The 23,032-nt window shown below is 68.7% G+C and carries 20 protein-coding genes; 14 read left to right on the top strand and 6 right to left on the bottom strand.

Going from position 1 to position 23,032, the window contains the following annotated elements; genetic code table 11:
• Positions 1–111 precede the first annotated feature (111 nt).
• Positions 112–681, bottom strand: a complete 570-nt coding sequence (locus GPA03_RS21685; protein ID WP_338325743.1) for an NADPH-dependent FMN reductase — start codon at positions 679–681, stop codon at positions 112–114.
• Between the two features lie 198 nt (positions 682–879).
• Here GPA03_RS21685 and GPA03_RS21690 point away from each other — a divergent pair, with 198 nt between their 5' ends.
• From GPA03_RS21690 to rplI, 5 genes are all read left to right on the top strand, one after another.
• Positions 880–3,213: a transglycosylase domain-containing protein gene (locus GPA03_RS21690; protein WP_156254152.1), complete on the top strand. Its 2,334-nt coding sequence runs from the start codon at positions 880–882 to the stop codon at positions 3,211–3,213.
• Positions 3,214–3,491: 278 nt separating this feature from the next.
• Complete coding sequence (gene rpsF, locus GPA03_RS21695) at positions 3,492–3,821, top strand: 30S ribosomal protein S6 (RefSeq protein ID WP_156254153.1); 330 nt, start codon at positions 3,492–3,494, stop codon at positions 3,819–3,821.
• A 36-nt stretch (positions 3,822–3,857) separates the two neighbouring features.
• On the top strand, positions 3,858–4,409 hold the full coding sequence (locus tag GPA03_RS21700; protein WP_156254154.1) for a single-stranded DNA-binding protein: 552 nt from the start codon (positions 3,858–3,860) through the stop codon (positions 4,407–4,409).
• A 45-nt stretch (positions 4,410–4,454) separates the two neighbouring features.
• Complete coding sequence (gene rpsR, locus GPA03_RS21705; protein WP_156254155.1) at positions 4,455–4,694, top strand: 30S ribosomal protein S18; 240 nt, start codon at positions 4,455–4,457, stop codon at positions 4,692–4,694.
• A 16-nt stretch (positions 4,695–4,710) separates the two neighbouring features.
• Positions 4,711–5,166 carry a 50S ribosomal protein L9 gene (gene rplI / locus GPA03_RS21710; protein WP_156254156.1) on the top strand — a complete coding sequence of 152 codons (456 nt, stop codon included), beginning with the start codon at positions 4,711–4,713 and terminating at the stop codon, positions 5,164–5,166.
• Positions 5,167–5,265: 99 nt separating this feature from the next.
• Here rplI and GPA03_RS21715 read toward each other — a convergent pair whose 3' ends face one another.
• Positions 5,266–5,931 carry a hypothetical protein gene (locus tag GPA03_RS21715; protein ID WP_156254157.1) on the bottom strand — a complete coding sequence of 222 codons (666 nt, stop codon included), beginning with the start codon at positions 5,929–5,931 and terminating at the stop codon, positions 5,266–5,268.
• A 56-nt stretch (positions 5,932–5,987) separates the two neighbouring features.
• Complete coding sequence (locus GPA03_RS21720) at positions 5,988–7,379, bottom strand: FAD-binding oxidoreductase (protein WP_241681441.1); 1,392 nt, start codon at positions 7,377–7,379, stop codon at positions 5,988–5,990.
• A 206-nt stretch (positions 7,380–7,585) separates the two neighbouring features.
• Between GPA03_RS21720 and GPA03_RS21725 the strand changes: the two genes are divergently transcribed.
• Complete coding sequence (locus GPA03_RS21725) at positions 7,586–8,152, top strand: dihydrofolate reductase family protein (RefSeq protein WP_156254158.1); 567 nt, start codon at positions 7,586–7,588, stop codon at positions 8,150–8,152.
• A gap of 11 nt (positions 8,153–8,163) precedes the next feature.
• Positions 8,164–8,766 carry a dihydrofolate reductase family protein gene (locus tag GPA03_RS21730; RefSeq protein ID WP_156254159.1) on the top strand — a complete coding sequence of 201 codons (603 nt, stop codon included), beginning with the start codon at positions 8,164–8,166 and terminating at the stop codon, positions 8,764–8,766.
• 19 nt (positions 8,767–8,785) lie between these two features.
• On the opposite strand, the gene GPA03_RS21735 is transcribed toward GPA03_RS21730, so the two are convergent.
• Positions 8,786–9,355, bottom strand: coding sequence for a TetR/AcrR family transcriptional regulator (locus GPA03_RS21735; protein ID WP_156254160.1), 570 nt, complete (start codon positions 9,353–9,355; stop codon positions 8,786–8,788).
• A gap of 70 nt (positions 9,356–9,425) precedes the next feature.
• On the opposite strand from GPA03_RS21735, the gene GPA03_RS21740 reads away from it, so the two are divergent.
• Positions 9,426–10,190 (top strand): SDR family NAD(P)-dependent oxidoreductase, encoded by a 765-nt coding sequence (locus tag GPA03_RS21740; protein ID WP_156254161.1) that lies wholly within the window; start codon positions 9,426–9,428, stop codon positions 10,188–10,190.
• Between the two features lie 9 nt (positions 10,191–10,199).
• On the opposite strand, the gene GPA03_RS21745 is transcribed toward GPA03_RS21740, so the two are convergent.
• Both GPA03_RS21745 and GPA03_RS21750 read right to left on the bottom strand, forming a co-directional pair.
• Positions 10,200–11,552: an MATE family efflux transporter gene (locus GPA03_RS21745; RefSeq protein ID WP_156254162.1), complete on the bottom strand. Its 1,353-nt coding sequence runs from the start codon at positions 11,550–11,552 to the stop codon at positions 10,200–10,202.
• Between the two features lie 215 nt (positions 11,553–11,767).
• On the bottom strand, positions 11,768–13,267 hold the full coding sequence (locus GPA03_RS21750) for an HNH endonuclease signature motif containing protein (protein WP_156254163.1): 1,500 nt from the start codon (positions 13,265–13,267) through the stop codon (positions 11,768–11,770).
• Positions 13,268–13,367: 100 nt separating this feature from the next.
• Between GPA03_RS21750 and GPA03_RS21755 the strand changes: the two genes are divergently transcribed.
• The 6 genes from GPA03_RS21755 (at position 13,368) to GPA03_RS21780 (ending at position 22,949) form a co-directional block, all read left to right on the top strand.
• Positions 13,368–13,883 carry a P-loop nucleotide/nucleoside kinase family protein gene (locus tag GPA03_RS21755; RefSeq protein WP_156254164.1) on the top strand — a complete coding sequence of 172 codons (516 nt, stop codon included), beginning with the start codon at positions 13,368–13,370 and terminating at the stop codon, positions 13,881–13,883.
• A gap of 385 nt (positions 13,884–14,268) precedes the next feature.
• Positions 14,269–16,575 (top strand): replicative DNA helicase, encoded by a 2,307-nt coding sequence (locus GPA03_RS21760; RefSeq protein WP_156254165.1) that lies wholly within the window; start codon positions 14,269–14,271, stop codon positions 16,573–16,575.
• A 144-nt stretch (positions 16,576–16,719) separates the two neighbouring features.
• Positions 16,720–19,497, top strand: coding sequence for a type I restriction endonuclease subunit R (locus tag GPA03_RS21765; RefSeq protein ID WP_156254166.1), 2,778 nt, complete (start codon positions 16,720–16,722; stop codon positions 19,495–19,497).
• Positions 19,494–20,765, top strand: a complete 1,272-nt coding sequence (locus GPA03_RS21770) for a restriction endonuclease subunit S (RefSeq protein WP_156254167.1) — start codon at positions 19,494–19,496, stop codon at positions 20,763–20,765. The genes GPA03_RS21765 and GPA03_RS21770 overlap by 4 nt, the downstream gene beginning before the upstream one ends.
• Positions 20,758–22,251 (top strand): class I SAM-dependent DNA methyltransferase, encoded by a 1,494-nt coding sequence (locus GPA03_RS21775; RefSeq protein ID WP_156254168.1) that lies wholly within the window; start codon positions 20,758–20,760, stop codon positions 22,249–22,251. The genes GPA03_RS21770 and GPA03_RS21775 overlap by 8 nt, the downstream gene beginning before the upstream one ends.
• Positions 22,248–22,949 (top strand): DUF4917 family protein, encoded by a 702-nt coding sequence (locus GPA03_RS21780; protein WP_156254169.1) that lies wholly within the window; start codon positions 22,248–22,250, stop codon positions 22,947–22,949. Before GPA03_RS21775 ends, GPA03_RS21780 begins: the two co-directional genes overlap by 4 nt.
• Positions 22,950–23,032 lie beyond the last annotated feature (83 nt).

Raw genomic sequence — 23,032 nt, forward strand, 5'->3', positions numbered from 1 at the left:
ATGCCGCCGTCGGCGATCAGGCCCGGCGGGAGTGAGTGCGCACATCGACGGCGAGAGCGCACCGCGCGGAGTGCGCACTCACCCGGGATGTGCGCACTCAGCGGCTGTGGCTCACGCCCGGAGCGGCGCGAGCGCCAGCGTGGTCTCCTCCAGCAGGTCGAGCAGGTTCCTCAGCTCCTCGGGGCGGCGCTCCAGGGGCGCGAACGTGCCGTCGTCGTCCCAGTCGAGGAACTCGTACAGCGCGACCTGGTGTCGCACCACGGTTCCCATCACGTTGGCGATGATGCCGCGCCAGTGCTCGGTGGCGCGGGTGCCGCCGTCGGAGCCGTAGGAGACGATGCCGAAGCCCTTGAAGCCCCACTCCGGGTACAGCACGTCGAGGGCGTTCTTCATCGCCGCCGGCACCCCGTGGTTGTACTCGGGGGTGACCCACACGAAGCCGTCGAACCGGTCGATGGTGGCGCTCCACTCGCGCGTCTGCGGCACCTCGTACTGCCGGTTCGCCGAGCCGGGCACCGTCGGCTCGCACAGCAGCGGCAGGTCGAAGGCCTTGAGGTCGACCAGCTCGTAGTCGGCGCCCTCGCGGCCCTGGGCGAGCTCATGGACCCATCGGCCCACCGCCTCTCCCTTGCGGCCCGGCCGGGTGCTCCCGATGACGACGGCGATGCGCAGCTTGGTCATGTGTCCATAGAACTACACGATCCGGCACGCGTTCGGGCACGGTGGACGCTCCCCGGTCACGGTGTGGCGTGCGCCGCAGCGCGGGCGCGGATCGTGTGAAGGTTGCTGGGATGCTCGGTGCGGCGGCCGCTCGAGGTGCGCATACTGGGATCGGCCGCACCCTGGCCAACCACCATCCTTCGTCGAGAGCGAGACCGCGTGCCGTCTGAGCGCAAGCCGACCGGCCCCACCCGCCGCAGCGTCACGTCGACCCGCCGGGGCACCGGCGCGGCATCGTCGACCCGGTCGACGACGGCATCGAAGCCAGCCACGCGGAAGGCCGCCTCGAAGAAGGGCGGCAGCACGGGTCCGGCTGGGAAGAAGCGCTTCTGGAACTACCCGCGCCGTGGCAAGGGCCCGATCCACCGCTGGCTGCCGAGCTGGCGGTTCATGCTCGTCTCGGCGCTGAGCGTCTTCGTGCTCGGCGCCGGCGTGTTCTTCTACTTCTACGCCACCACCGACGTGCCGGAGGCGCAGGACATCGCTCTCGCAGAGTCGAGCGCGGTCTACTTCGCCGACGGCGAGACCCAGATGGGCTCGTTCGCCGAGGTCAACAGGGACATCATCGACCCGACCACGCTGCCCGAGCACGTGGGCCAGGCGGTGGTGGCGTCCGAGGACCGGCGGTTCTACTCCAACTCCGGCATCGACCCGATCGGCCTGCTGCGCGCGATCTGGAACAACGTGCGCGGCAACCCCACGCAGGGTGGCTCCACGCTGACCCAGCAGTACGTCGAGCGGTACTACACCGGGCAGACCTCCGGCTACGGCGACAAGGTGCGCGAGGTCATCCTCGCGCTCAAGATCGACCGGTCGCAGAGCAAGGAAGAGATCCTCGGCAACTACCTGAACACGATCTACTTCGGCCGCGGCGCCTACGGCATCGAGGCTGCCTCGCAGGCGTACTTCGGCAAGCCTGCCGCCGAGCTGACCGTCAGCGAGTCGGCGATGCTGGCCGGCGTCATCCCCTCGCCCTCTCGATGGGACCCGGCGGTCGATCCCGAGCAGGCCGAGGCGCGCTGGAACCGCACGCTCGACTTCATGGTCAGCGGTGGCTTCCTCACCGAGGAAGAGCGCCAGCAGCAGGAGCTCCCGACGACGGTGGAGACCGACTCGAGCAACACCCTGGGTGGACCCAACGGGTACCTGCTCGACATGGTCCGCACCGAGCTGATCGAGCGGGGGGAGATCAGCGAGGCCGACGTCTACGGCGGCGGGCTCGACATCGTCACGACGATCGACCCGCGCCTGCAGGAGCTCGCCGTCGAGGCGGCCCAGAGCCTGCCCGACGACGCCCCCGAGAACCTCAAGGTCGCGCTCGTCTCGATGGACCCGACCACCGGGGCGATCGTCTCCCTGTACGGCGGGCCGGACTTCGTCAGCGAATCGCGCAACAGGGTGACCCAGGACGTCGCCCAGGGCGGCTCGACCTTCAAACCCTTCACGCTGATCGCCGCGCTCGAGAGCGGGATGCCGCTCGAGGAGCGGTTCGCCAGCTACTCGCCCATGGAGCTGGAGTGCTACGGCGACAAGGAGGTCCGCAACTTCGACCGGATCAACCGGGGCAACATCGACCTCGTCGAGGCGACCGAGAACTCGGTCAACACGGTCTACGTGCAGATGAACTGCGAGGTGGGCCCGGAGAACACGGTCGACGTCGCCACCCGCCTCGGGCTCCCGGAGGACACCTCCGGCCTGGAGGCCGTCGCCTCGAACGTGCTCGGCTCGGCCTCGCCGCACCCCCTCGACATGGTGACCGCCTACTCGACGATCGCTGCGGGCGGCGAGCGGCACCAGAGCTACATCGTGGCGGAGGCGACCGACGCCACGGGCGCGGTCGTCTACAGCGGCGCCCGCCCGGGCGAGCAGGTGGTCGACGAGCAGGTCATCGCCGATGCGACCTATGCGATGACCCAGGTCGTCGAGCACGGCACCGGTGAGACCGCGAGCCAGATCGGCCGTCCCGCGGCCGGCAAGACCGGCTCGTCGCAGGACTACCGCTCCGCATGGTTCGTGGGCTTCGTCCCGCAGCTCACGACGGCGGTCGCGCTCTACCAGCCGGGTGAGGACGGCACCGAGGAGGTGCTGACGCCCTTCGGTGGCGTGGACCCGATCGCCGGTGGCACCTGGCCGACGACGATCTGGACCGACTACATGACCGGAGCCGTCGAAGGCCTGCCCGTGCTCGAGTTCCCGCAGCGGAGCGAGCCCGAGACCCCGAGCCGCCAGCCCACCCAAGAGCCGACGACGGAGGAGCCCACCACCGAGGAGCCGACCACCGAGGAGCCGACGACGGAGGAGCCCACGACGGAGGAACCGACGACGACCCCGCCGCCGGAGCCCACCGACGACCCGACGACGACGGAACCCCCGACCGAGCCGACCGATGAACCTACGGACGAGCCCACGGAGGAGCCGACGACCACGGAACCCACGGACGAGCCGACCGATGGGCAGACCGACGGCCTCGGTCTGCCCATCCCCGACCCGTAGGCTCCAGCTCGCCGAGTTCGTTGCTCCCCGCCCAGTTCGTCGGGTACTCCCAACGAACCCGCCGATGAGCGACGAACTCGTCGCGGTGCGGTCGGGCCAAGGGCGAGGTGACGCCGGCAACGGCGTGGTCAGTGACGCCGTCGGGCATCGGCTAAGATCTGGTGGTTTGTGTCTGCCGAACGCACCTGCGGGAGGCGACCGAACACTCTTCAAGCATGCACAACCCTCCTGTCACGGAAAGACCGTGACCGCCTAGACCGAAGGAGGTGGGTACACACATGCGTCAGTACGAACTGATGATCATCCTCGACCCCGAGGTGGACGAGCGCACCGTCGCACCCTCCCTGGAGAAGTTCCTCTCCGTCATCACCACCGGTGGTGGCACCGTCGACAAGGTCGACATCTGGGGCAAGCGCCGCCTGGCTTTCGAGATCGACAAGCGCACCGAAGGCATCTATGCCGTCGTCGACCTGACGGCCACGCCCGAGCTTGCCCAGGAGCTCGACCGCCAGCTGGGGCTGAACGAGTCGGTGCTGCGCACCAAGCTCATCCGCCCCGACGCCCACCGCCAGCCCAAGCTGCGCGCAGCCAAGGCCAAGGCCAGCTGACGGCCTGAGCCCGACCACACAGCAGGAGGCACCGATATGGCAGGCGACACCGTCATCACCGTCGTCGGAAACCTGACCGCCGACCCGGAGCTGCGTTTCACGCCCTCCGGCGCCGCGGTCGCGAACTTCACCGTCGCGTCCACGCCGCGGCAGTTCGACCGCCAGTCCAACGAGTGGAAGGACGGCGACACGCTGTTCATGCGCTGCTCGGTCTGGCGCGAGGCGGCCGAGAACGTGGCCGAGTCCCTCACCAAGGGCACCCGTGTGATCGTGCAGGGCCGGCTGGTCCAGCGTTCGTACGAGACCCGCGAGGGCGAGAAGCGCACCGTCGTCGAGCTTCAGGTCGACGAGGTGGCTCCTTCGCTGCGGTACGCCACGGCCAAGGTCACGCGCAGTCAGCGTGGTGGCGGCCAGGGTGGCGGCGGTAGCTACGGCGGTGGCGGTGGCTACTCCGGTGGCGGCAACAGCGGTGGCGGCGGCTACGGCGGCGGCCAGGGCGGCGGCCAAGGTGGCGGCAGCAATGCCTCACAGGCCGAAGACCCGTGGGCCAGCAGCGGTTCGTCGTTCTCCGACGAGCCCCCCTTCTAAGAACATTCCGCGCCCACCTGGGCGCGCAGCACGAGGAGATCAACCATGGCGAGGAACACTCGCAAGCCGGTCATCAAGAAGGTGAAGCCGGTCAAGCGCCCCGTTCTCGAGAACGGCATCAACTACAAGGACACCGCCACCCTGCGGAAGTTCATCTCCGACCGCGGCAAGATCCGCGCGCGTCGGGTCACGGGCGTCAACGTGCAGGAGCAGCGACTGATCGCGAAGGCCGTGAAGAACGCCCGCGAGATGGCGCTGCTGCCGTACTCCGGCTCGGGCCGCTGAGGAAGGGGCAGACATCATGACGACGAAGCTCATCCTCACCCACGAGGTGACGGGGCTCGGTGCGCCGGGCGATGTCATCGAGGTCAAGGACGGCTACGCCCGCAACTACCTCCTCCCGCGCGGCCTCGCCACCGGTTGGACCAAGGGCGCGCAGAAGCAGATCGACGCGATCCAGGCGGCTCGCCGCAAGCGCGAGATCGCCACGATCGAGGGCGCGCGCGCCGCGCGTGACTCGCTGCAGAGCAAGCCGGTCATCGTTCAGGTCCGCTCCGGCGAGTCCGGCCGCCTGTTCGGCGCTGTCACCACGAGTGACATCGCCGAGGCTGTCGCCGCTGCCGGTGGCGTGCAGGTCGACCGCCGCAAGATCGAGGTCAAGAACCCGATCAAGTCGCTCGGCTCGCACCAGGTGTCGGTCCGTCTCCACGACGACGTCTCCGCGACCCTCGAGGTCCAGGTAGTCCCGGCCAAGTAGGTCGAGGCGCGACGGCGCAAAGGCCCGGTTCCGCAGGGGACCGGGCCTTTCGCGTGCCGCGGCTGTGCCAGCCCTGCGCGGTGCAGGGGCTGCGGGCCCCTAGCCGTCCCCGCCGTCGAAGATGCCGCCGTCGAGCAGCCAGTGGTATCGCAGCCGGAGCGCCCGTTCGGTGCTGGCGACCAGGGTCGCCACCACCAGCGAGATGTTGAACCATCCCGGAAGCTGGAACGGGGAAGCGAAGGTGCCCAGGTTCTCGGCGACCGGCGGGATCGTGGAGACCTGCTCGACGAGCTGCGGCAAACCGAGAACGAGCGCGACCACGAGCACGGTCACGGACACGAAGCCGATCACCCGGCTCAGCGCGGGCCTCTCCCGTTCCAGGCGCGCACGTCGGCCTTCGGCCGATGCCGCATCCGGAATGAGCTGTCGTTCCTGACCGCTCTCGGGCAGGTAGTGGCAGCGCTTGAGTCCGTAGCCACTGGCAACCACCTGCACGGTGCCGCCCGTCACGGGGAACTCGGCCGGAAGCTTGGAGCTGGCCTGGTGCACGCCGTTGCGATAGAGCTGCGCGATGACCTCGCCGTTCGAGTCGCCCCAGAGTCTCACGTCGACCGACCACGTCTCCGGCACGCCGTCGGCGCCGGTGAGCGAGAGGTGGAACAGCGCGCGGGACAGCGGCTGCCACCAGCGGAAGCGCTGAAGAGGGTGACCGTCTCCCGGCTTGAGGCGCCGAGCTGCGCGGCGGCGCTTCCAGTTCGACAGCATCGTTCTTCACGATAGCGGCCGCCCGCGGGGGTTCCCGCCCGCCGTCGCGGTGGCTCCTAGAACGCGGCTCCGGGGTTGAGGATCCGCTGCGGGTCGAGCGCCGCCTTGACGGCCTCGTTGAGGCGCACGACGTCGTCGCCCACGTTCGCGGCCAGCCACGGCTGCTTGAGGCGGCCGACGCCGTGCTCGCCGGTGATGGTGCCGTCGAGCGCGATCGCGAGGTCCATGACTCGTCCGTAGGCGGCGTCGGCGCGGGCGATGGCCTCGGCGCTGGTGGTGTCTCGCATGACCAGCGGGTGGGTGTTGCCATCGCCCGCGTGCGCGATGAGCGCGATCGGGACGCCGGACTCCCGCGAGATGCTCTCGATCCCGGCCATGAGCGCTCCGAGGCTCGGCAGCGGGACACCCACATCGCCCAGCAGCAGCGAACCCGCCGCCGCCTCGACGGAGGGGATCGCCACCCGCCGCAGCGTCGTCCAGCGCTCGCCCTCCTCGACAGACGCGGCTTGCCTCACGCTCACGCAGCCGCCCGCGGAGCAGATCTCTGCGGCCGCGGCCAGGGCGGCCTGGCCGGCCTCGCCCGGCTCGTCCGACTGCACGATGAGGGTCGCGGCGGCCGTGGTGTCAAGCCCGCCGGCGTGCAGGCGCTCCACGCACTCGACCGTGGTGCGGTCCATGAGCTCCAGCATCGACAGCCGGCCCGTGCGCGCGAGCGCCAGCACGGCCGCACCGGCGGCGTCGATGTCATCGAACGTCACCAGCACGGTGCTCGACGGCGGTGGTGCGGCTCGGAGCCGCAGGGTCACCGACACGATCACGCCGAGCGTGCCCTCGCTGCCGATGAACAGCTGCATGAGCGGCAGTCCCGCGACATCCTTGATCAGGCGGCCGCCCAGCTCCACGACCGAGCCGTCGGCGAGCACCACGGTCATGCCGAGCACGTAGTCGCGGGTGACGCCGTACTTGACGCAGCACAGCCCGCCGGCGTTGGTGGCCACGTTGCCGCCGATGCTGCAGAACTCGAACGAGGCCGGGTCGGGCGGGTACCACAGCCCGTGCTCGGCGGCGGCGGCCTTCAGCTCGGCGTTCATGACGCCCGGACCGGCAGTGACGGTCATGGTGATCGGGTCGACGGCGATGCCGCGCATGTCCTCGGTGCTGAGGATGATCGCACCGTCGACGGCGGACGACCCGCCGGACAGCCCGCTGCCGGCGCCGCGGGGGATGACAGCGATCGTGTGCTCCGACGCGAACCTGAGGACGGTCTGGACGTCGGCCACCGATTGCGCGCGGACCACCGCCAGCGGGGTGCCGGCGTTCGGGTCCGCGGCGCGGTCACGACGATAGGGCTCAAGAGCACTCGGTGCGGTGAGCATCGGGCCGACGATCTCGGCACGAAGCTGCGCGAGCAGAGCATCGATGGGAGCTGGCGTTCTGGCGATGGTCACGTGATCCTCCCGGTCGGCCAAGCTGTCAGCCCCGCAGTCGATGATACCGAGGTTCGGACTCTCTTCCGTGATACGGAGTTAGCAGTTCGGTACGTGGAAGACTGTACCGGTCGGTCAGGGGTGAGGGCGGTCCCGCCAGACGGTCTCTTCCCTGAAGTCGAACGCTCGTATACGGTTTAAGCGACGTCGACCAGGAGGAGCACACCATGCAAACCCTGACCGTGGACTTCATCATGTCGCTCGACGGCTACGGCGCCGCCGAGGGTTGGCCCGGCTTCTGGGGGATGGAGGGCCCCGAGTACCTGGGATGGCTCGAGGACTCTCCCGAGAGGGACTATCCGGTGCTGATGGGAGCCACCACGTACCGGGTGATGCACGACCTGGTGAAGGGTGGCGAGCCCGGCACCGAGGCGATGGACGCGATGCCGAAGGTCGTGTTCTCGTCAACGATCGAGAGCGCGGACTGGGCCAACACCACGCTCGTGAGGACCGACGCGGTTGACGCGGTGCGCGAGCTCAAGCAGTCCTCCGAGCTGCCGCTGCGGACGCTCGGGAGCGTCTCGCTGTGCCGGTCGTTGGTGGCAGCCGGGCTGGTCGACCGCATCCGTACCGTGATCTTCCCGGTGATCACGGGGGCCACCGGCGCGGATGCCGTGTTCGGGGGCTACCCGGACGTCCGGCTCGACCTCGTGGAGCACCGGCTCTTCGACGGTCGGCTCCAGCTGCTCGAGTACGCGCCGACGGTGCTGGACCGCGCCCCACTGGCCGAGTGACGGGGCATCCGATGGCCACCACGACCCTCGACATGTCCATCTCGCTCGACGGCTTCGTCGCCGGGCCCCACGTAAGCAACGACAACGGCCTCGGCGACGGCGGCACGCGTCTGCACGAGTGGCTGCTCGGTCCCGACGGCTCGTTCGACGACCGCCGCCTCGGAGATCTCGAGCCCGCCGACCGCGAGGTCTACGCCGAGATGATGTCCACCGGTGCGGTGATCGCCGGTCGCGGCACGTTCGAGCCCGCGCAGGGCTGGGGCGGCGATCACCACGACGGCGTGCCCATCTTCATCATCAGCCGGCACCCTGCCCCGCCCGAGTACGCCGACATGACCAGGGTGACGTACACGCCCGATGTGCGTGCCGCCGTCGGGCAGGCGCGAGCGGCGGCCGGCGAGCGGGGCGTGCTCGTGCATGGCGCCGGGGTCGCGCCGCGGCTCCTGGCCGTAGGCGAGCTCGACGAGATCCAGCTGCACGTCGTCCCGGTGCTGCTCGGGCAGGGGCGGCGGCTGTTCGACGACCTCCCGGCCGCGCAGGTGGAGCTCGAGCTCGTGCGGGCGCAGCCCGGGCGGGAGGCGCTCCACGTGCGGTACCGGGTGCGGAAGGGCTGAGGCTGCTGGGCCGCGCGCGTTACGCCCCGACAGCCGCCAGGGCGGTGTCGCGAACGAGCAGCGGCGCGTCGTCGGCGGCGATCTCGCCACGGTGCACGGCCGCCGACGCCGCGTGCACGATCGCCTGGATGGTGCTGATCTGCCACTCGAGTGGCTGATCGCTGCGGAACTCGCCGGCGTCGCGGCCCCGGCGCAGGAGGTCGGCGATGCGGGCGGCGGGCTGGGTGTGCGCACGCCGCATCGCCTCGGGCGAGAGCGATTGCCCGGCGGCCACCACCAGCGCACCGAACCGGTGGGTCAGGTGCCAGGTGGCCTCGAGCACCCGGCCGAGCGCGTCCCGCGGGTCGCCAGCGAGGTCGATCTCGCCGAGCGCCGCCTCGGTCTCGCCGATGGCGCGCTCGGTCACCACGTTCAGGAGTGCGGCGCGGTTCTCGAAGTGCCCGTAGAGCGTCACCCGCCCTACTCCGGCTGCGGCGGCGATGTCGTTGATCGAGGCGTCGGGGTCCGTGGCGAGGAGGTTCGTGGCGGCCTCGATGATCGCCTCGATGTTGCGGCGTGCGTCGGCGCGCATCGGCCGGGTCGTCTGCATCTCGCGCCCCCTCTTCCCGAACAGTGACGTCCAGATTAGCGCCCGTGGCCAGAGGGAGGATGATGCTGTCATGACAGCGAGGTTCTCTGGTGCGATCGCGGCGGTCACGGGCGCGGCGCACGGCATCGGTGCAGCAGTGGCGACCCGGCTGGCCTCCGAGGGTGCGTCGGTGGCGGTCCTGGATCTCGACGGCGAGGCGGCCGAGGAGGTGGTCGCCGCCCTCCCGCGCGAGCACGGCAACGAGCACGCAGCCTTCCAGGTCGACCTGACAGAGGCGACCTCGGTGGCCGAGGCGGCTGCCGCCGTCGAGCACAGGTTCGGCCGCCTCGATGTGCTGTGCAACGTGGCGGGGGCAGGCGAGGCGGAGCCGGCGTTCGAGGACGGCGACGATGCCGTGTTCGAGCGCATGTGGAACCTCAACTTCCTCGGCACCGTGCGGATGTGCCGGGCGGCGATCCCGCTGCTGAAGAAGTCGGAGCGGGCAGCGATCGTGATCACGTCCTCGGTCAACGGTCTGATGGCGCTGCGGAGCGAGGCGTACTCCTCGGCCAAGGCCGGGCTGGGGTCGCTCACGATCAACCTCGCGATGCGGTACGCGCCGCAGATCCGGGTCAACGCCGTCGCACCGGGGACCGTGCGCACGCGGGTGTGGGACCACCAGGGCGGGGCCGATCGGCACGCGCACAACTACCCGCTCGGCCGGGTGGGTGAGCCCGAGGAGATCGCCGCCGCCATCGCCTTCCTCGCCTCGCCCGAGGCGGCGTGGATCACCGGCCAGCTGCTCGCCGTCGACGGTGGGTTCACCGTGAGCGCCGGAGCCGACTTCGGCAGGTGAGATCCGCGGTCAGGTCCCGACGACCATCCACCGGGTGCCGCGGGCGCGAAGGCCGGTGGTGACGGCGCGGGCGAGCATGAAGCCGCCCGCGAAGGCGACCCAGAGCCACGCGAGGCCCGCTGCACCTTCGGGCGCCCAGGCTCGCACCGCGAGCGCCAGCGGGACGTACGCGACCAGCGTGATGAGCCCGGCCCAGGCCAGGTAGCGGCCGTCGCCGGCGCCGATGAGGACGCCGTCGAGCACGAACACCCAGCCGGCGATCGGTGTGAGCAGCCCGGTGATGAGCAGCGCGAGGGCGGCGGCTCGGCGCACGGCGGGGTCGGTGCTGAACAGCGGCGTGATCAGCCATCCGGAGGCGGCCACCAGGACACCGATGACCGCCCCGGCGATCGTGCCCCACCAGAGTGTGCGCCGGGTGATGGCGCGGACGCCGTCGGGGTCCTGCGCGCCCAGCCCGTGCCCGATCAGCGCTTGCGCGGCGATGGCGAGCGCATCGAGCACGAAGGCCACCAGGTTCCAGATCGAGATGACGATCTGGTGCGCGGCCAGCGCGGCGTCACCCTTCGAGGTCGCCACGAGCACCGTGACGAGGATGGCGCCGCGCAGCGTCAGGGTGCGCACCAGCAGCGGGATCCCGGCGCGGAAGTTGGCGAGGATGCCGGTGGGGTGCGGCCGTAGCGAGACGCCGCGCGCCCGTGCACCCTTGACGAGGACCACGAGCAGGGCGAGCGCCATGCCGATCTGGGCGATCGCCGTCGACAGGCCCGAGCCGGCGATGCCCATGTCGAACCCGTAGACGAAGGTGACGCACAGCACCGCGTTGGTGATCGCGCCGGTGACGGCCACGACGAACGGGGTGCGGGTGTCCTGCAGGCCGCGCAACGCGCCGGTGGCCGCGAGCACGACGAGCATGCCGGGGATGCCGGGTGCCGACCAGCGCAGGTAGGCGATCGCGTGGGGTGCGACGTCATCGGAGCCGCCGAGGAGGGTGATCACCTCCGGTGCGAGTGTGAGGCCGAGGATCGTGAGCACGACGCCGAGGATCAGGGCGAGCCAGACGCCGTCGACCCCGACGGCGAGCGCTCCCTGGGCGTCGTTCGCGCCCAGGCGGCGGGCGACGGCCGCGGTGGTCGCGTAGGCGAGGAACACGAAGACGGCGACCAGGGTCACCAGGACCGTGCTCGCGAGCGTGAGGCCCGCGAGCTGCGGGGTGCCGAGGCGCCCGACCACGGCGGAGTCCACGAGGACGAACAGCGGTTCCGCGACCAGCGCTCCGAGCGCCGGCCACGCGAGCCCGAAGATCCGCCGGTCGAGTAACCGGCGCGCCTGCTGGGGCTCGCTCACGCTCCCGCCGCTCGTCATGTCGTCATCGTGGCGCACCCGGCAGGGTCCCGGCGACCGGCGACCGGCGGCCGGTGACCGGCGACCGGCGGCTGGCGGTAGGTGACCGGTGTCCGGTCACCGGTGGCTGCGGCCGCCGCGTGCGAGCGCGGGCCTTCACGTGCCGCGCCTGGTCCACGAGGGAGCGGCAGCGACGGCCGGGTGGTCGGCGAGTTCCGGCTCGTGTCCCGAGAGTCCTAGGCGGTGCCCGTGAGACGGCCGCGCAGCCGCACGGACGGAACGACGAGCCAGCGACCCTTGCCGTCGCGGACGCACCGCAGCCGGCCGGCGTGCAGCTCGATGTGGCAGTGCTGGCAGAGCGGGATGCCGTTCTCGACATCGGTCTCCCCGCCCTGCGACCACCAGACCGGATGGTGGATCTCCGTAAAACCGGGCGGCGCATGACAGCCCGGGTTCTGGCACCCACCGGGGTAGGCGGTGAGGATCGCGCGGCGCTGGTGGGGCGTGTGGGAGCGGCGGGCTCGGCCCAGCTTGAGCGGGAGGCCGTCATCGTTGAGGAGACACGCCTGGATGTGCCCGTCGCAGAGGATGCGGCCGGCCACGTGGGCCGGGATCTGCTCTCCGCTCTGGTCGAGCCGGGCGACTCCTGCGCCTGTGCGGGCGTGCTCGGCGAGCTCGGACTCGCTGATGGTGACCACCAGCGTGGCGGCCTCGCCGCCGATGCGCGGGGCATCGGCGAGCTCCATCGCTCGGGTGATCAGCCCGACGAGCGTGTCAGCCTGTCGCTGGGCCGTGCTGCGATCGTCAAGGCGACCGTGGCGGTGGAGGCCGGCGCCTGGTTCGTCAACGGCCGTGGTCGGACTTCCGCCGGCGGGAGTGCTCGGGTCCCCGTCCCCGTCCCCGTCGCCGTACCGGATCGGTGTGCGGGGCGCGTTGTGGGCGTCGAGCGCAAGCCGGAGCGCTTCTCCTTGGTCCGGCGGCAGCAGGAGCTTCCCGACCCACATGCCATCGGTGCGGCGACCGAGGGTGAAGGAGCGTTCGCGACGCTGCTCCTCGTAGGTGGGTTCGGGGCCATCGGGATCGATCGCATCGCGCCAGGCGCGCGCCTGCACACCGAGCAGCTCGGGTGACAGCGGAAGCTGGGGCTCGCGCTCGGGTGCCGTCGCCTCGTCGTCGTGCAGATCCTCATCCATGGGGGATCCGACAGCCGCGGCGACCAGTGCACGTTCGGCTGCATCGAGAGCGTCCGGGTGTGCTCGCGGCGAGGCCTGGAGCAGATGCTGGCGGATCACCAGCGACTGGTCGAGGCTGACCGTTCCTGCGGCGAATGCCGATGCCATGCGCGGGAACAGCGGCGGGAGAAGCCCGGTCGAACCGACGCCTCGTGGGGTGGTTGCTGCCGCGACATGCCGCCATCGAATGAGTGTGCGACGGCTCGCTCCGGTCAGGGACATCAGCAGGGCTGCGGCATCGCGGAAGCCGTACGTGCAGGCGACCGACCGGTCGGGCTCGGCGCGTCTGCACTGCTCCTCCACCGCGTGCACGGTCCGCACGATCACCGCGTCGGCGAGGCGCACGACCGCAGCGGCGTGCTCCGCCGCAGCCATGAGCTGCGTGGCGTCAAGAGCGGACAACGAGCCGGAGCCGTGTGCCGCGGCTGCCAGTGCGTCGTGGGCACGAGCGAGCAGAGCCACAGCATCTGCCGCGTGCTCGCCGACCTCGGCCACCTGGTCCATACGATGACACTACACCATGCACGAACAGATGTGCTAGTCCTTCGTCTACATCGCTTGCAGGGTGTCTCGTCCGGGCGCACCGCCCGGTAACGTGCCGACGATGACGGACACCTCGGACACTCCCGGCAGCAGCCCGCGGCTGGTGCTCATGTGCGGGCCGGCGGGGGCGGGGAAGTCGACTCATGCGCAGGCGCTCGAGGCGGAGGGCTGCACGCGGGTGGCGATCGACGACCTGCTCTGGGAACAGGGCTGCACCGAGCACCCTGTGCCCGAGCGCGCCGCCGCCCGCGCGGCGGTCGAGCTGGCAGCACGGGTGGGTGCGCTGCTCGACCGGGGGCACGACGTCGTGGTGGACAGAGCCTTCCCGACGCGCGCCTCGCGGGAGGAGTATCGGCGGCTCGGTGCCGAGCGCGGCGCCGTCGTCGAGGTGGTGTTCGTGTCGACGCCGCGGGAGGTGGCGCTGGCGCGCGTCGCGTCACGTGCCGGCTCGCACGCGCACGACATCGTGCTGACCCCGGAGCTGGCCGCTGCCTACTACGACGGGTTCGAGATCCCCGGTCCCGAGGAGGGGCCCCTGTCAGTGGTCTCGGGCGACGGTGGCGGCGCGACGAGGTGAGCCGGCCGCCCGGACCGCCTCCGCCGTCGGCCCGGCGTGTCGCAAGGTGTGTCGCGGGAGTTGTCCACGGGCCTTGTTCCAGGCGGCGTCCACAGCCTGTGAAGGGGCGTGATCCGGGCGCTGACGGCGTTGTTCACACCTGTTGAGAGACCCTGTGGACAACTGTCCACACGGACTCCACAGGTTGGGGATGCTTCTCCCCAGGTGCGTGTGGATCGGCTGGGTCGACGGCGGCTGGCGGAGGGCGCTAGCGTCGCGCGGGTGCCGTCGACGGTGAGGGCTCCGAAGGGGTCTTGCCGATGCTGCGGCGCGGGATGTCAGTGGTGGCTGAGAGCCTGAGGGCGATGGGGGAGAGGACGACGATGAGGGCGCGGAGGCAGCTGACGTGAGCGTGGCAGAACTGGCTCCGCAGGGGAACTTCGAGCGCACCCCGCCGCAGGATGTCGCGGCCGAGCAGAGTGTTCTCGGCGGCATGATGCTGAGCAAGGATGCGATCGCGGATGTGGTCGAGACGGTGCGCGGCACCGACTTCTACCGACCGGCGCACGAGTCGATCTACGACGCGATCGTGGACCTGTACGGGCGCGGCGAGCCTGCTGACGCCGTCACGGTCTCGGCTGAGCTGACCAAGCGCGGCGAGCTGGCCCGCATCGGTGGGGCGCCCTACCTGCACACCTTGATCAGCTCGGTCCCCACGGCGGCGAACGCGGGCTTCTACGCGCGGATCGTGCGGGAGCGTGCGGTGCTGCGCAAGCTGGTCGATGCCGGCACGCGCATCGCACAGCTCGGGTACGCCACCGATGGTGGTGACGTCGACGAGCTCGTGAACACCGCGCAGGCCGAGGTCTACGCCGTGACGGAGCGGCGCACGAGCGAGGACTACATCCCGCTCAAGGACATCCTCAACGGCACGATGGAGGAGATCGACGCCGCCTCCCACCGTGGCGAGGGGATGATCGGCGTCCCCACCGGGTTCAAGGATCTCGACACCTTGACCAACGGCCTGCACCCCGGCCAGATGATCGTGGTGGCGGCCAGGCCGGCCGTGGGCAAGTCGACCCTGGGACTCGACATCGCCCGTTCGGCGTCGATCAAGAACGGTCAGACGTCGGTGATCTTCTCGCTGGAGATGAGCCGCAACGAGATCGCGATGCGCATGCTCAGCGCGGAGTCGCAGGTGCCGCTGCAGAACCTGCGCAAGGGCAACATGCGCGACGAGGACTGGACCCGCCTCGCACGCACGATGGGCAAGCTGAGTGACGCACCGCTGTTCGTCGACGACAGCCCCAACATGTCGTTGATGGAGATCCGCGCCAAGTGCCGGCGGCTGAAGCAGCGTCACGACCTCAAGCTCGTGATCATCGACTACCTCCAGCTGATGAGCTCGGGCAAGCGCGTCGAGTCGCGCCAGCAGGAGGTCTCGGAGTTCTCGCGTGCGCTCAAGCTGCTCGCCAAGGAGCTCGAGGTCCCGGTCATCGCGATCTCGCAGCTGAACCGTGGCTCCGAGCAGCGCACCGACAAGAAGCCGCAGATGAGCGACCTTCGCGAATCGGGCTGCTTGACGGCTGATACCCGGATCCTGCGTGCCGACACCGGCGCCGAGACGACGATGGGGGAGCTGTTCGCTTCCGGCGCCAAGGACGTCCCGGTGTGGGCCCTGGATGAGCGCCTCAAGTACGTGCGACGCCACCTGACCCACGTGTTCTCGACCGGTGTGAAGGAGACCTTCCGCCTCCGGCTTGCCTCGGGCAAGGAAGTCACCGCGACGGCGAATCACCCGTTCCTCACATACCCGGGCTGGACGCCACTCGAGGATCTCGAGCCTGGCTCACGTATCGGTGTGCCCCGACACGTCCCTGCACCCGAGGTGTACGAACAGGGGTGGAGTGACGAAAAGGTCGTGGCGTGCGCGCGCGCACTCGTTCTCGACCGGGAGCATGACGCCGCGATTCCCGCGGCCATCCACCACGTCCCGAAGAGTCAACTTGCTCGGTTCTTGCGGGCATGGTGGTCGCGCGCGGGTCGGGTCGGCCAGCACGGTGTGTCGACGGTGGCTGCGAGCGCGGCGGTTCGCGACGGATTGTCGCGGCTGCTGCTGCGGTTCGGGATCTCGACTGTCGTGACCGATGGCGGAGTGCTGAGCGTCGTTGGCAGCGACGACCTGCGACGGTTCCTGCAGGAGATCGGTATCGATGGCCCCGAGGGCGCTCCCGCGGAAGCGCTCCTGGATCGTGTTCGCGCACGCCAGTCGGCTCGGTCGACGGACGCCGCCCGTCTGCCGGTGTGGTCGAGCGTGGAAACCGCGATCGGTGGGCCTGCCACTTCCGCGGAAGCACCGGCGATGGGTGCCGTGGCGACCCTGCTCGCTGATGAAGGCCTCGAGATCGAGGCCGTCAATGACGTGCTCTGGGACGAGGTCGTGGAGATCACGCCGCTCGGTGAGCAGGAGGTCTTCGATGCCACCGTCGTCGGTACCCACAACTTCATCGCCAACGGCATCGCTGTCCACAACTCCATCGAGCAGGATGCCGACGTCGTGATCCTGCTCCACCGCGAGGACATGTACGAGAAGGAGTCGCCGCGCGCCGGCGAGGCAGACATGATCGTCGCGAAGCACAGGAACGGGCCGACCGACACGATCGTCGTCGCGTTCCAGGGACACTACGCACGGTTCTTCGACATGGCGCAGTAGGGCGCCGAGGCTTGTCGTCCACATGGCTCCTCTGCATCACCACGCATGAGTGCCGGTTTCCGCCTTCAGATCGGATTGACAGGAGCAGCGGGCATCGATACCCGCAGGAGCGCGCCACCGATGCTCCAACCGTAGGATCTGAGCATGTCGCTAAAGTCGGGGGATGATCGCCTGGCCGCAGAGCAGCGGGCCAGGGTCCTCATCGATGCACAGCTGACGGCCGCGGGTTGGAGCGTCCAGGACGGCGGGGATCTCAACCTTTTCGCCGGCTCAGGCGTCGCCGTGCGTGAGGCCGTCATGGCTTCTGGCCACGGTCGTACCGATTACTTGCTGTACGTCGACCGGCAGGTCGTGGGTGTGATCGAGGCCAAGCCTGAGGGCACGACGCTCTCGGGTGTGGAGTGGCAGTCCGCGATGTACGCGACCGGCCTGCCCGAGGCGCACCGCAAGCGCGCCGTCCTCGTCGAGGACCGTCTGCCGTTCGTATTCGAGGCGTCTGGCTCTGAGACCCACTTCACGAACGGCTACGACCCTGATCCTCGATCCAGGGAGGTTTTCAGTTTTCCCATGCCGGAGACGCTGGCGCGTGTGATGCGGGACGCCGATGCGGATCCTGAACGCCCGACGTGGCGCGCCAAGGTGGCGACCCTTCCCGAGCTGGATCAGGTGCCGCTGCGACCAGCGCAGGTCCTAGCGATCAAGGGCACCGAGCGGTCACTTGCGGAGCAGCGATTCGACCGCTCGCTCATCCAGATGGCAACCGGTGCTGGAAAGACCTATACCGCGGTGACGCTGGCGTACCGCCTGCTGAAGTACGGCGGGTTCTCGAAGGTCCTGTTCCTGGTCGACCGCAACAATCTCGCCGACCAGACCTTGGCGGAGTTCCAGAACTACACGACCCCGGATGATGGGCGCCGGTTCTCCGAGATCTACAACGTCGACAAGCTCACCGGCGCCGGGATGCTCGCATCGTCGAATGTCGTGATCTCCACGATCCAGCGCGTGTTCAAGGTCCTCAATGGCAACGAGGTTCCTGGAACAGACGACCCGCAGCTCGACGACTGGACACCGGACTCGGCGGTCACGGTCTCGTACAGCCCGAGCATGCCCCCGGAGACATTCGATCTGGTGATCGTCGATGAGGCGCACCGCTCGATCTACGGCGTCTGGCGTGGAGTGCTGGAGTACTTCGACGCGCACATGGTCGGGCTGACCGCGACGCCGGGCAAGCAGACGTTCGCGTTCTTCCGCCAGAACCTGGTCTCCTCCTACACTTACCAGGAGTCGGTCGCGGACCAGGTGAACGTCGACTTCGACATCTACCGCATCAAGACCAAGGTCACCCACGAGGGCGGCACCCTCCCGGCCGGGGTGTTCGTCCCGAAGGTGGACAAACGCACCCGGGTGCAGCGCATCGAGCAGATCGACGAGGACGTCGACTACACCGCCGGCCAGCTCGACCGCGCGGTGACGAACCCGAACCAGATCCGCCTGGTCCTCGAGACGTTCCGCGACCGGCTGTTCACCGAGATCTTCCCCGGCCGGACGGCGGTGCCCAAGACTCTGATCTTCGCCAAGGACGACGCGCACGCCGAGCAGATCGTCACCCTGGTGCGGCAGGTGTTCGGCAAGGGCAACGAGTTCGCCGCGAAGATCACCTACGCCGCCAACGACCCCAAGGGTCAGCTCCAGGCGTTCCGTACCTCCCCGAAGCTGCGGATCGCGGTCACGGTCGACATGATCGCGACCGGTACTGACGTGAAACCGCTGGAGTGCGTGTTCTTCCTGCGGGACGTGAAGACGGCGCAGTACTTCGAGCAGATGAAGGGCCGCGGCGCCCGTACCATCGCCCCGGCCGACTTTCGGGCCGTCACCCCGGACCCGGCCGCCAAGCAAAAGACCCGGTTCGTGATCGTCGACGCCGTTGGGGTCACTGAGCACGACTTCGTCGAGCCTCCGCTGAACCGGGATAAGTCGATCTCGCTGGAGCAACTGCTGAAGAAGACGGCGAACCTGACCATCACCGAGGACGAGGTCGCCACCCTCGCCTCCCGCCTGTCCGCGCTCGAGCTCCAGTTGACCCCGGACGAACGCACCGAGCTCGACAAGGTCGCCGGAGGGTCGCTGAAGCAGATCGTGCGCGGCTTGGTCGACGCCGTCGACCCCGACAAGCAGGCCGCCGCCCTCCACGAGGCCGGCGACGGCGCGAACCCGGCCGACGTGATCGACGCCCTGATCGAGACGGCGATCGAACCGCTGGCCGGGAACCCGGACCTGCGGACCCGGATCATGGAGCTGCGCCGCACCCACGACCAGATCATCGACGAGTACAACGCCGACGAGCTCCTTGACGCGTACGGCGTCGTCGACCCCGAGCGGGCCAGGTCGCTAGTGGAGGACTGGGGTCAGTACCTAGTCACCCACAGGTCGGAGATCACTGCGATCCAGATCATGGACGAGGCGAAGTCCCGCCGTGTCCCGTTCGAGGCGATCAAGGAGCTCGCCGACCGCATCGCCCGCCCGCCGCGCAACTGGACCATGGATCTGATCTGGTCCGCATACGAGCAGGTCGACGGCGGGCGGGTGCGTCACCGCGACAAGTCCCGCCTCACCGATGTCGTCTCCCTGGTCCGTTATACCCTCGGCGCAGACCCGGAGCTGGTCCCGTTCGCCGACACCGTCCAGGAGCGCTACGCGGGCTGGCTCCTCCTCCAGCAGCAGGCCGGAACCCAGTTCACCGACACGCAAAGGTGGTGGCTCGACCGCATGGTCGATGTGATCTCGAACTCCGCCGGTATCACTGCCGACGACCTCGACGAAGCACCCTTCGACGAACGCGGGGGCATCGACGGAGCGCTGCGAGACCTCGGCGACGAGACGGGCGACCTGCTCGAAGAGCTCAACGAGGAGCTCACCGCGTGACGATGCTTCCAGATGGCTGGATGGGCACGACCTTGGGTGACTGCACCACGACGATCCGAAACGGCATCTTCGCGCGGCGGCCGAACGACGAGGGTCTTGGGACCCAGATCTTGCGAATCTCAGCGGTGCGTAATGGGCGCGTCGACGTCTCGGAACCCAGGTTCGTGGAGGACGTGACGGAGGAGCAGGTTCGAGCCTTCGGTGTTGCTTCGGGCGACATCCTCGTCACGCGGTACAACGGCAGTCGCCATCTCGTGGGGATCCCCGGCCTGGTCCCGGAGCACACATCGCCTCTCCTGCATCCGGACAAGCTCATCCGCGTGGTGATCGACACATCGTTCGTCGACGAGCGGTTCGTGAACTACCAGCTCCAGGCTCCTCAGACCCGTAAGTTCCTTGAACCCCGCATTCGAACCACGGCGGGCCAGTCGGGCATCGCTGGCCGCGACGTACGTGACATCCCGCTTGTCCTGCCGAGGCTCGACGAGCAGCGACGGATCGTCGAGATCCTAGAAGACCACCTCTCCCGCCTCGACGCTGCAAGCGGTGCCATCGTGCGCCAAATCGACAGCGTCGGCCTCCTACGGCTGTCTCGCGTTCAGGAAGTTCGATCGCACGCCATCGAGTTGGGTGCCGACCTACGTCGGGTCGGCGACATCGCGACGACAGCCCTCGGCAAGATGCTCGATGCGAAGCGCGTCGCGGGGGTTCCAACCCCATACCTGCGCAACATCAACGTCCGATGGGGCAGCGTGGACACATCGGACGTGTTCGATGTCCCGCTGACGGACCAGGAGCGGTCTCGCTTCGAACTGCGGAGAGGAGACGTGTTGGTGTGCGAGGGCGGTGAACCTGGAAGATGCGCGGTCTGGGAGGGATCCAGCTCACTGATGACCTACCAGAAGGCACTCCATCGCGTCCGTGCCAACCCAGATCTGATCGACCCCCACTTCCTCGCGCTGATGCTCGAACACTTCATCCGAAGTGGGCGAGGAGATCCTCTGTTCACTGGCACGACGATCAAGCACTTGCCTCAGGAGAAGCTTCGGATCATCGAGCTTCCTGTACCGCCGCTCGAGGACCAGCGACGCGTCGTCGCCGAGTCGGCGTCCTTCGACGTGTCAGTCCAGCGCCTCAAAGACGGGCTGATGGCCGCCAACCGTCGCGCAGACGCGTTGCGCTGCTCACTGCTTACGGCGGCGTTCTCAGGGAAGCTATCTGGAACCGTGGCCGACACCGAGCGAGTTGAGGAGATGGCCAGTGTCTGACGCACGACGGCTTGTGGACAAGATCTGGTCTTACGCCCACGTGCTGCGGGATGACGGAGTCGGGGTCATCGAGTACACCGAGCAGCTCACGTACCTGCTGTTCCTGAAGATGGCACACGAGCGGGCGACGCGGAAGCTGCGCCCGGAGCAGATCGTTCCAGCGCAGTACTCCTGGCAGCGGCTCCTGGATGCCGAGGGCGCTGCTCTCGAGACCGAGTACACGCTCATCCTCCAAGGCCTGGGGCGTCAGACTGGGACGCTGGGCACGATCTTCCGGAAGGCCCAGAACCGGATCCAGGACCCGGCGAAGCTCAAGCGGCTCATCCACGACCTGATCGACAAGGAGCAGTGGTCCTCCGCCGGGACGGACGTCAACGGTGATGCGTACGAGTCGCTGTTAGCGAAGGGTGCCTCGGACAAGGGCTCCGGCGCTGGGCAGTACTTCACGCCGCGTCCCGTGATCGCGGCGATGGTCGACTGCGTGCAGCCCACCGTGGCCGACTATGTGGTCGACCCCGCGTGTGGCACGGGCGGCTTCCTGCTTGGTGCGCATGAGTACGCCTCTCGGGGGGCGGAGTCGATGACACCGCCAGAGCGGGACCACCTGCGCAACACGTTCGTCCGCGGCACCGAGCTTGTGGACGGGACCGCCCGCCTGGCGGCGATGAACTTGCTGCTGCATGGGATCGGGGAGGCGAACGGGGAGTCGCTGATCGAGGTCAAGGACTCCCTGGCCGTCGACCCGGGCAAGCGCTGGTCGGTCGTGCTGGCGAACCCGCCATTCGGGACGAAGTCGTCGCTGACGATGGTGGGCGCCGACGGCCGCGAGGCCACCGACGACCGGGCGGTGGAGCGGCAGGACTTCGTTGTGACCACCTCGAACAAGCAGCTCAACTTCCTCCAGCACATCATGACGATCCTGGACATCAACGGCCGCGCCGCCGTCGTCCTGCCGGACAACGTGCTGTTCGAGGGCGGGGCAGGGGAGACGCTGCGGCGCCGGCTGCTGAACGACTTCGACCTGCACACGCTGCTACGGCTGCCCACGGGACTGTTCTACGCGCAGGGCGTCAAGGCGAACGCGCTGTTCTTCGACAAGAAGCCAGCATCCGAGACGCCGTGGACGTCGAGGTTGTGGGTGTATGACCTGCGGACCAACCAGCACTTCACGCTCAAGCAGAATCCGTTGACCCGGGCGCACCTGGAGGACTTCGTCGCGTGCTACCGACCGGGCCGCCCGCGCGACGAGCGGGTTGAGACCGACCTGTTCGCGTCGTTCGGATACGAGGAGCTCGTGGCGCGCGACAAGGTCAATCTCGACATCACATGGCTGCGCGACGAGTCCCTCGAGGACCTCGACAACCTGCCAGCGCCAGAGGTCATCGCCCGCGAGATCGTCGAGGACCTGACCGCCGCACTCGAGGAGTTCGCGGCCGTTGCATCCGCCCTCGAGGGTCGTTTAAATGACGGCCCGCGCGTCCCGTGACCGAACCGACGAGCGAGAGGGCCGAGCTGACCGACTGGGCAACGCTGTCGGAGCGTTCCTGGCCTGTGCTTCTGATCGGCAACGGGATGAGCGTGAACCTATGGAATGGCTTCAGCTACCCGAGCCTTCATGAGCTGGCGATGCTCTCCCCGGCGGCCACCGCTGTCTTTGACGAGATCCAGACGACCAACTTTGAGGCAGCGCTGGAGGTCATCCACCACGCGCACGTTGTCGCCGTGGCGTTGGGTAGGGCTACGCGAGAGATCGATGAGACCTACGAGGCGGTGAAGACGGCGCTCTTCGACGCAGTGGTCGGGGCGCACGTGCCGCGTGATCGGATACCGCAGGCTACGAAGGACTCCTACGCGGCTGAGTTGGGGAGTCACAGTGAGATCTACACGACCAACTACGATCTCGTCACCTACTGGACACGCCTCGGGTCCAGCCAAGGCGCCGGGATCAAGGACTTCTTCTGGCAGCCTGACCAGACGTTCAACCGAGCTGATGTCGATACGAGCGATCCGGCCTTCTTCTACCTCCATGGAGCTGTACACCTGTGGCAGGACGATCACGGGCTCAACGGCAAGTGGACATATGAGGCAGCTGGCAACCTGCTCAGCGCCGCCGACAACTACACGCCGAACTCGTCGAGGCCCCTGACTGCCAGACTGCTTGTGAGTCAGTTGTCCTCGATTTGAGGAGCTGATTGTTGTGTCTGTTCGAAGGTTCCGTACTGCGGAGCAGAAGCGAGAGCTGGTCTATGAGTATGTCGGGCTTGGGT

This window comes from Pseudactinotalea terrae (genome assembly GCF_009733845.1).
In the GTDB taxonomy this organism is placed as follows: domain Bacteria; phylum Actinomycetota; class Actinomycetes; order Actinomycetales; family Beutenbergiaceae; genus Pseudactinotalea; species Pseudactinotalea terrae.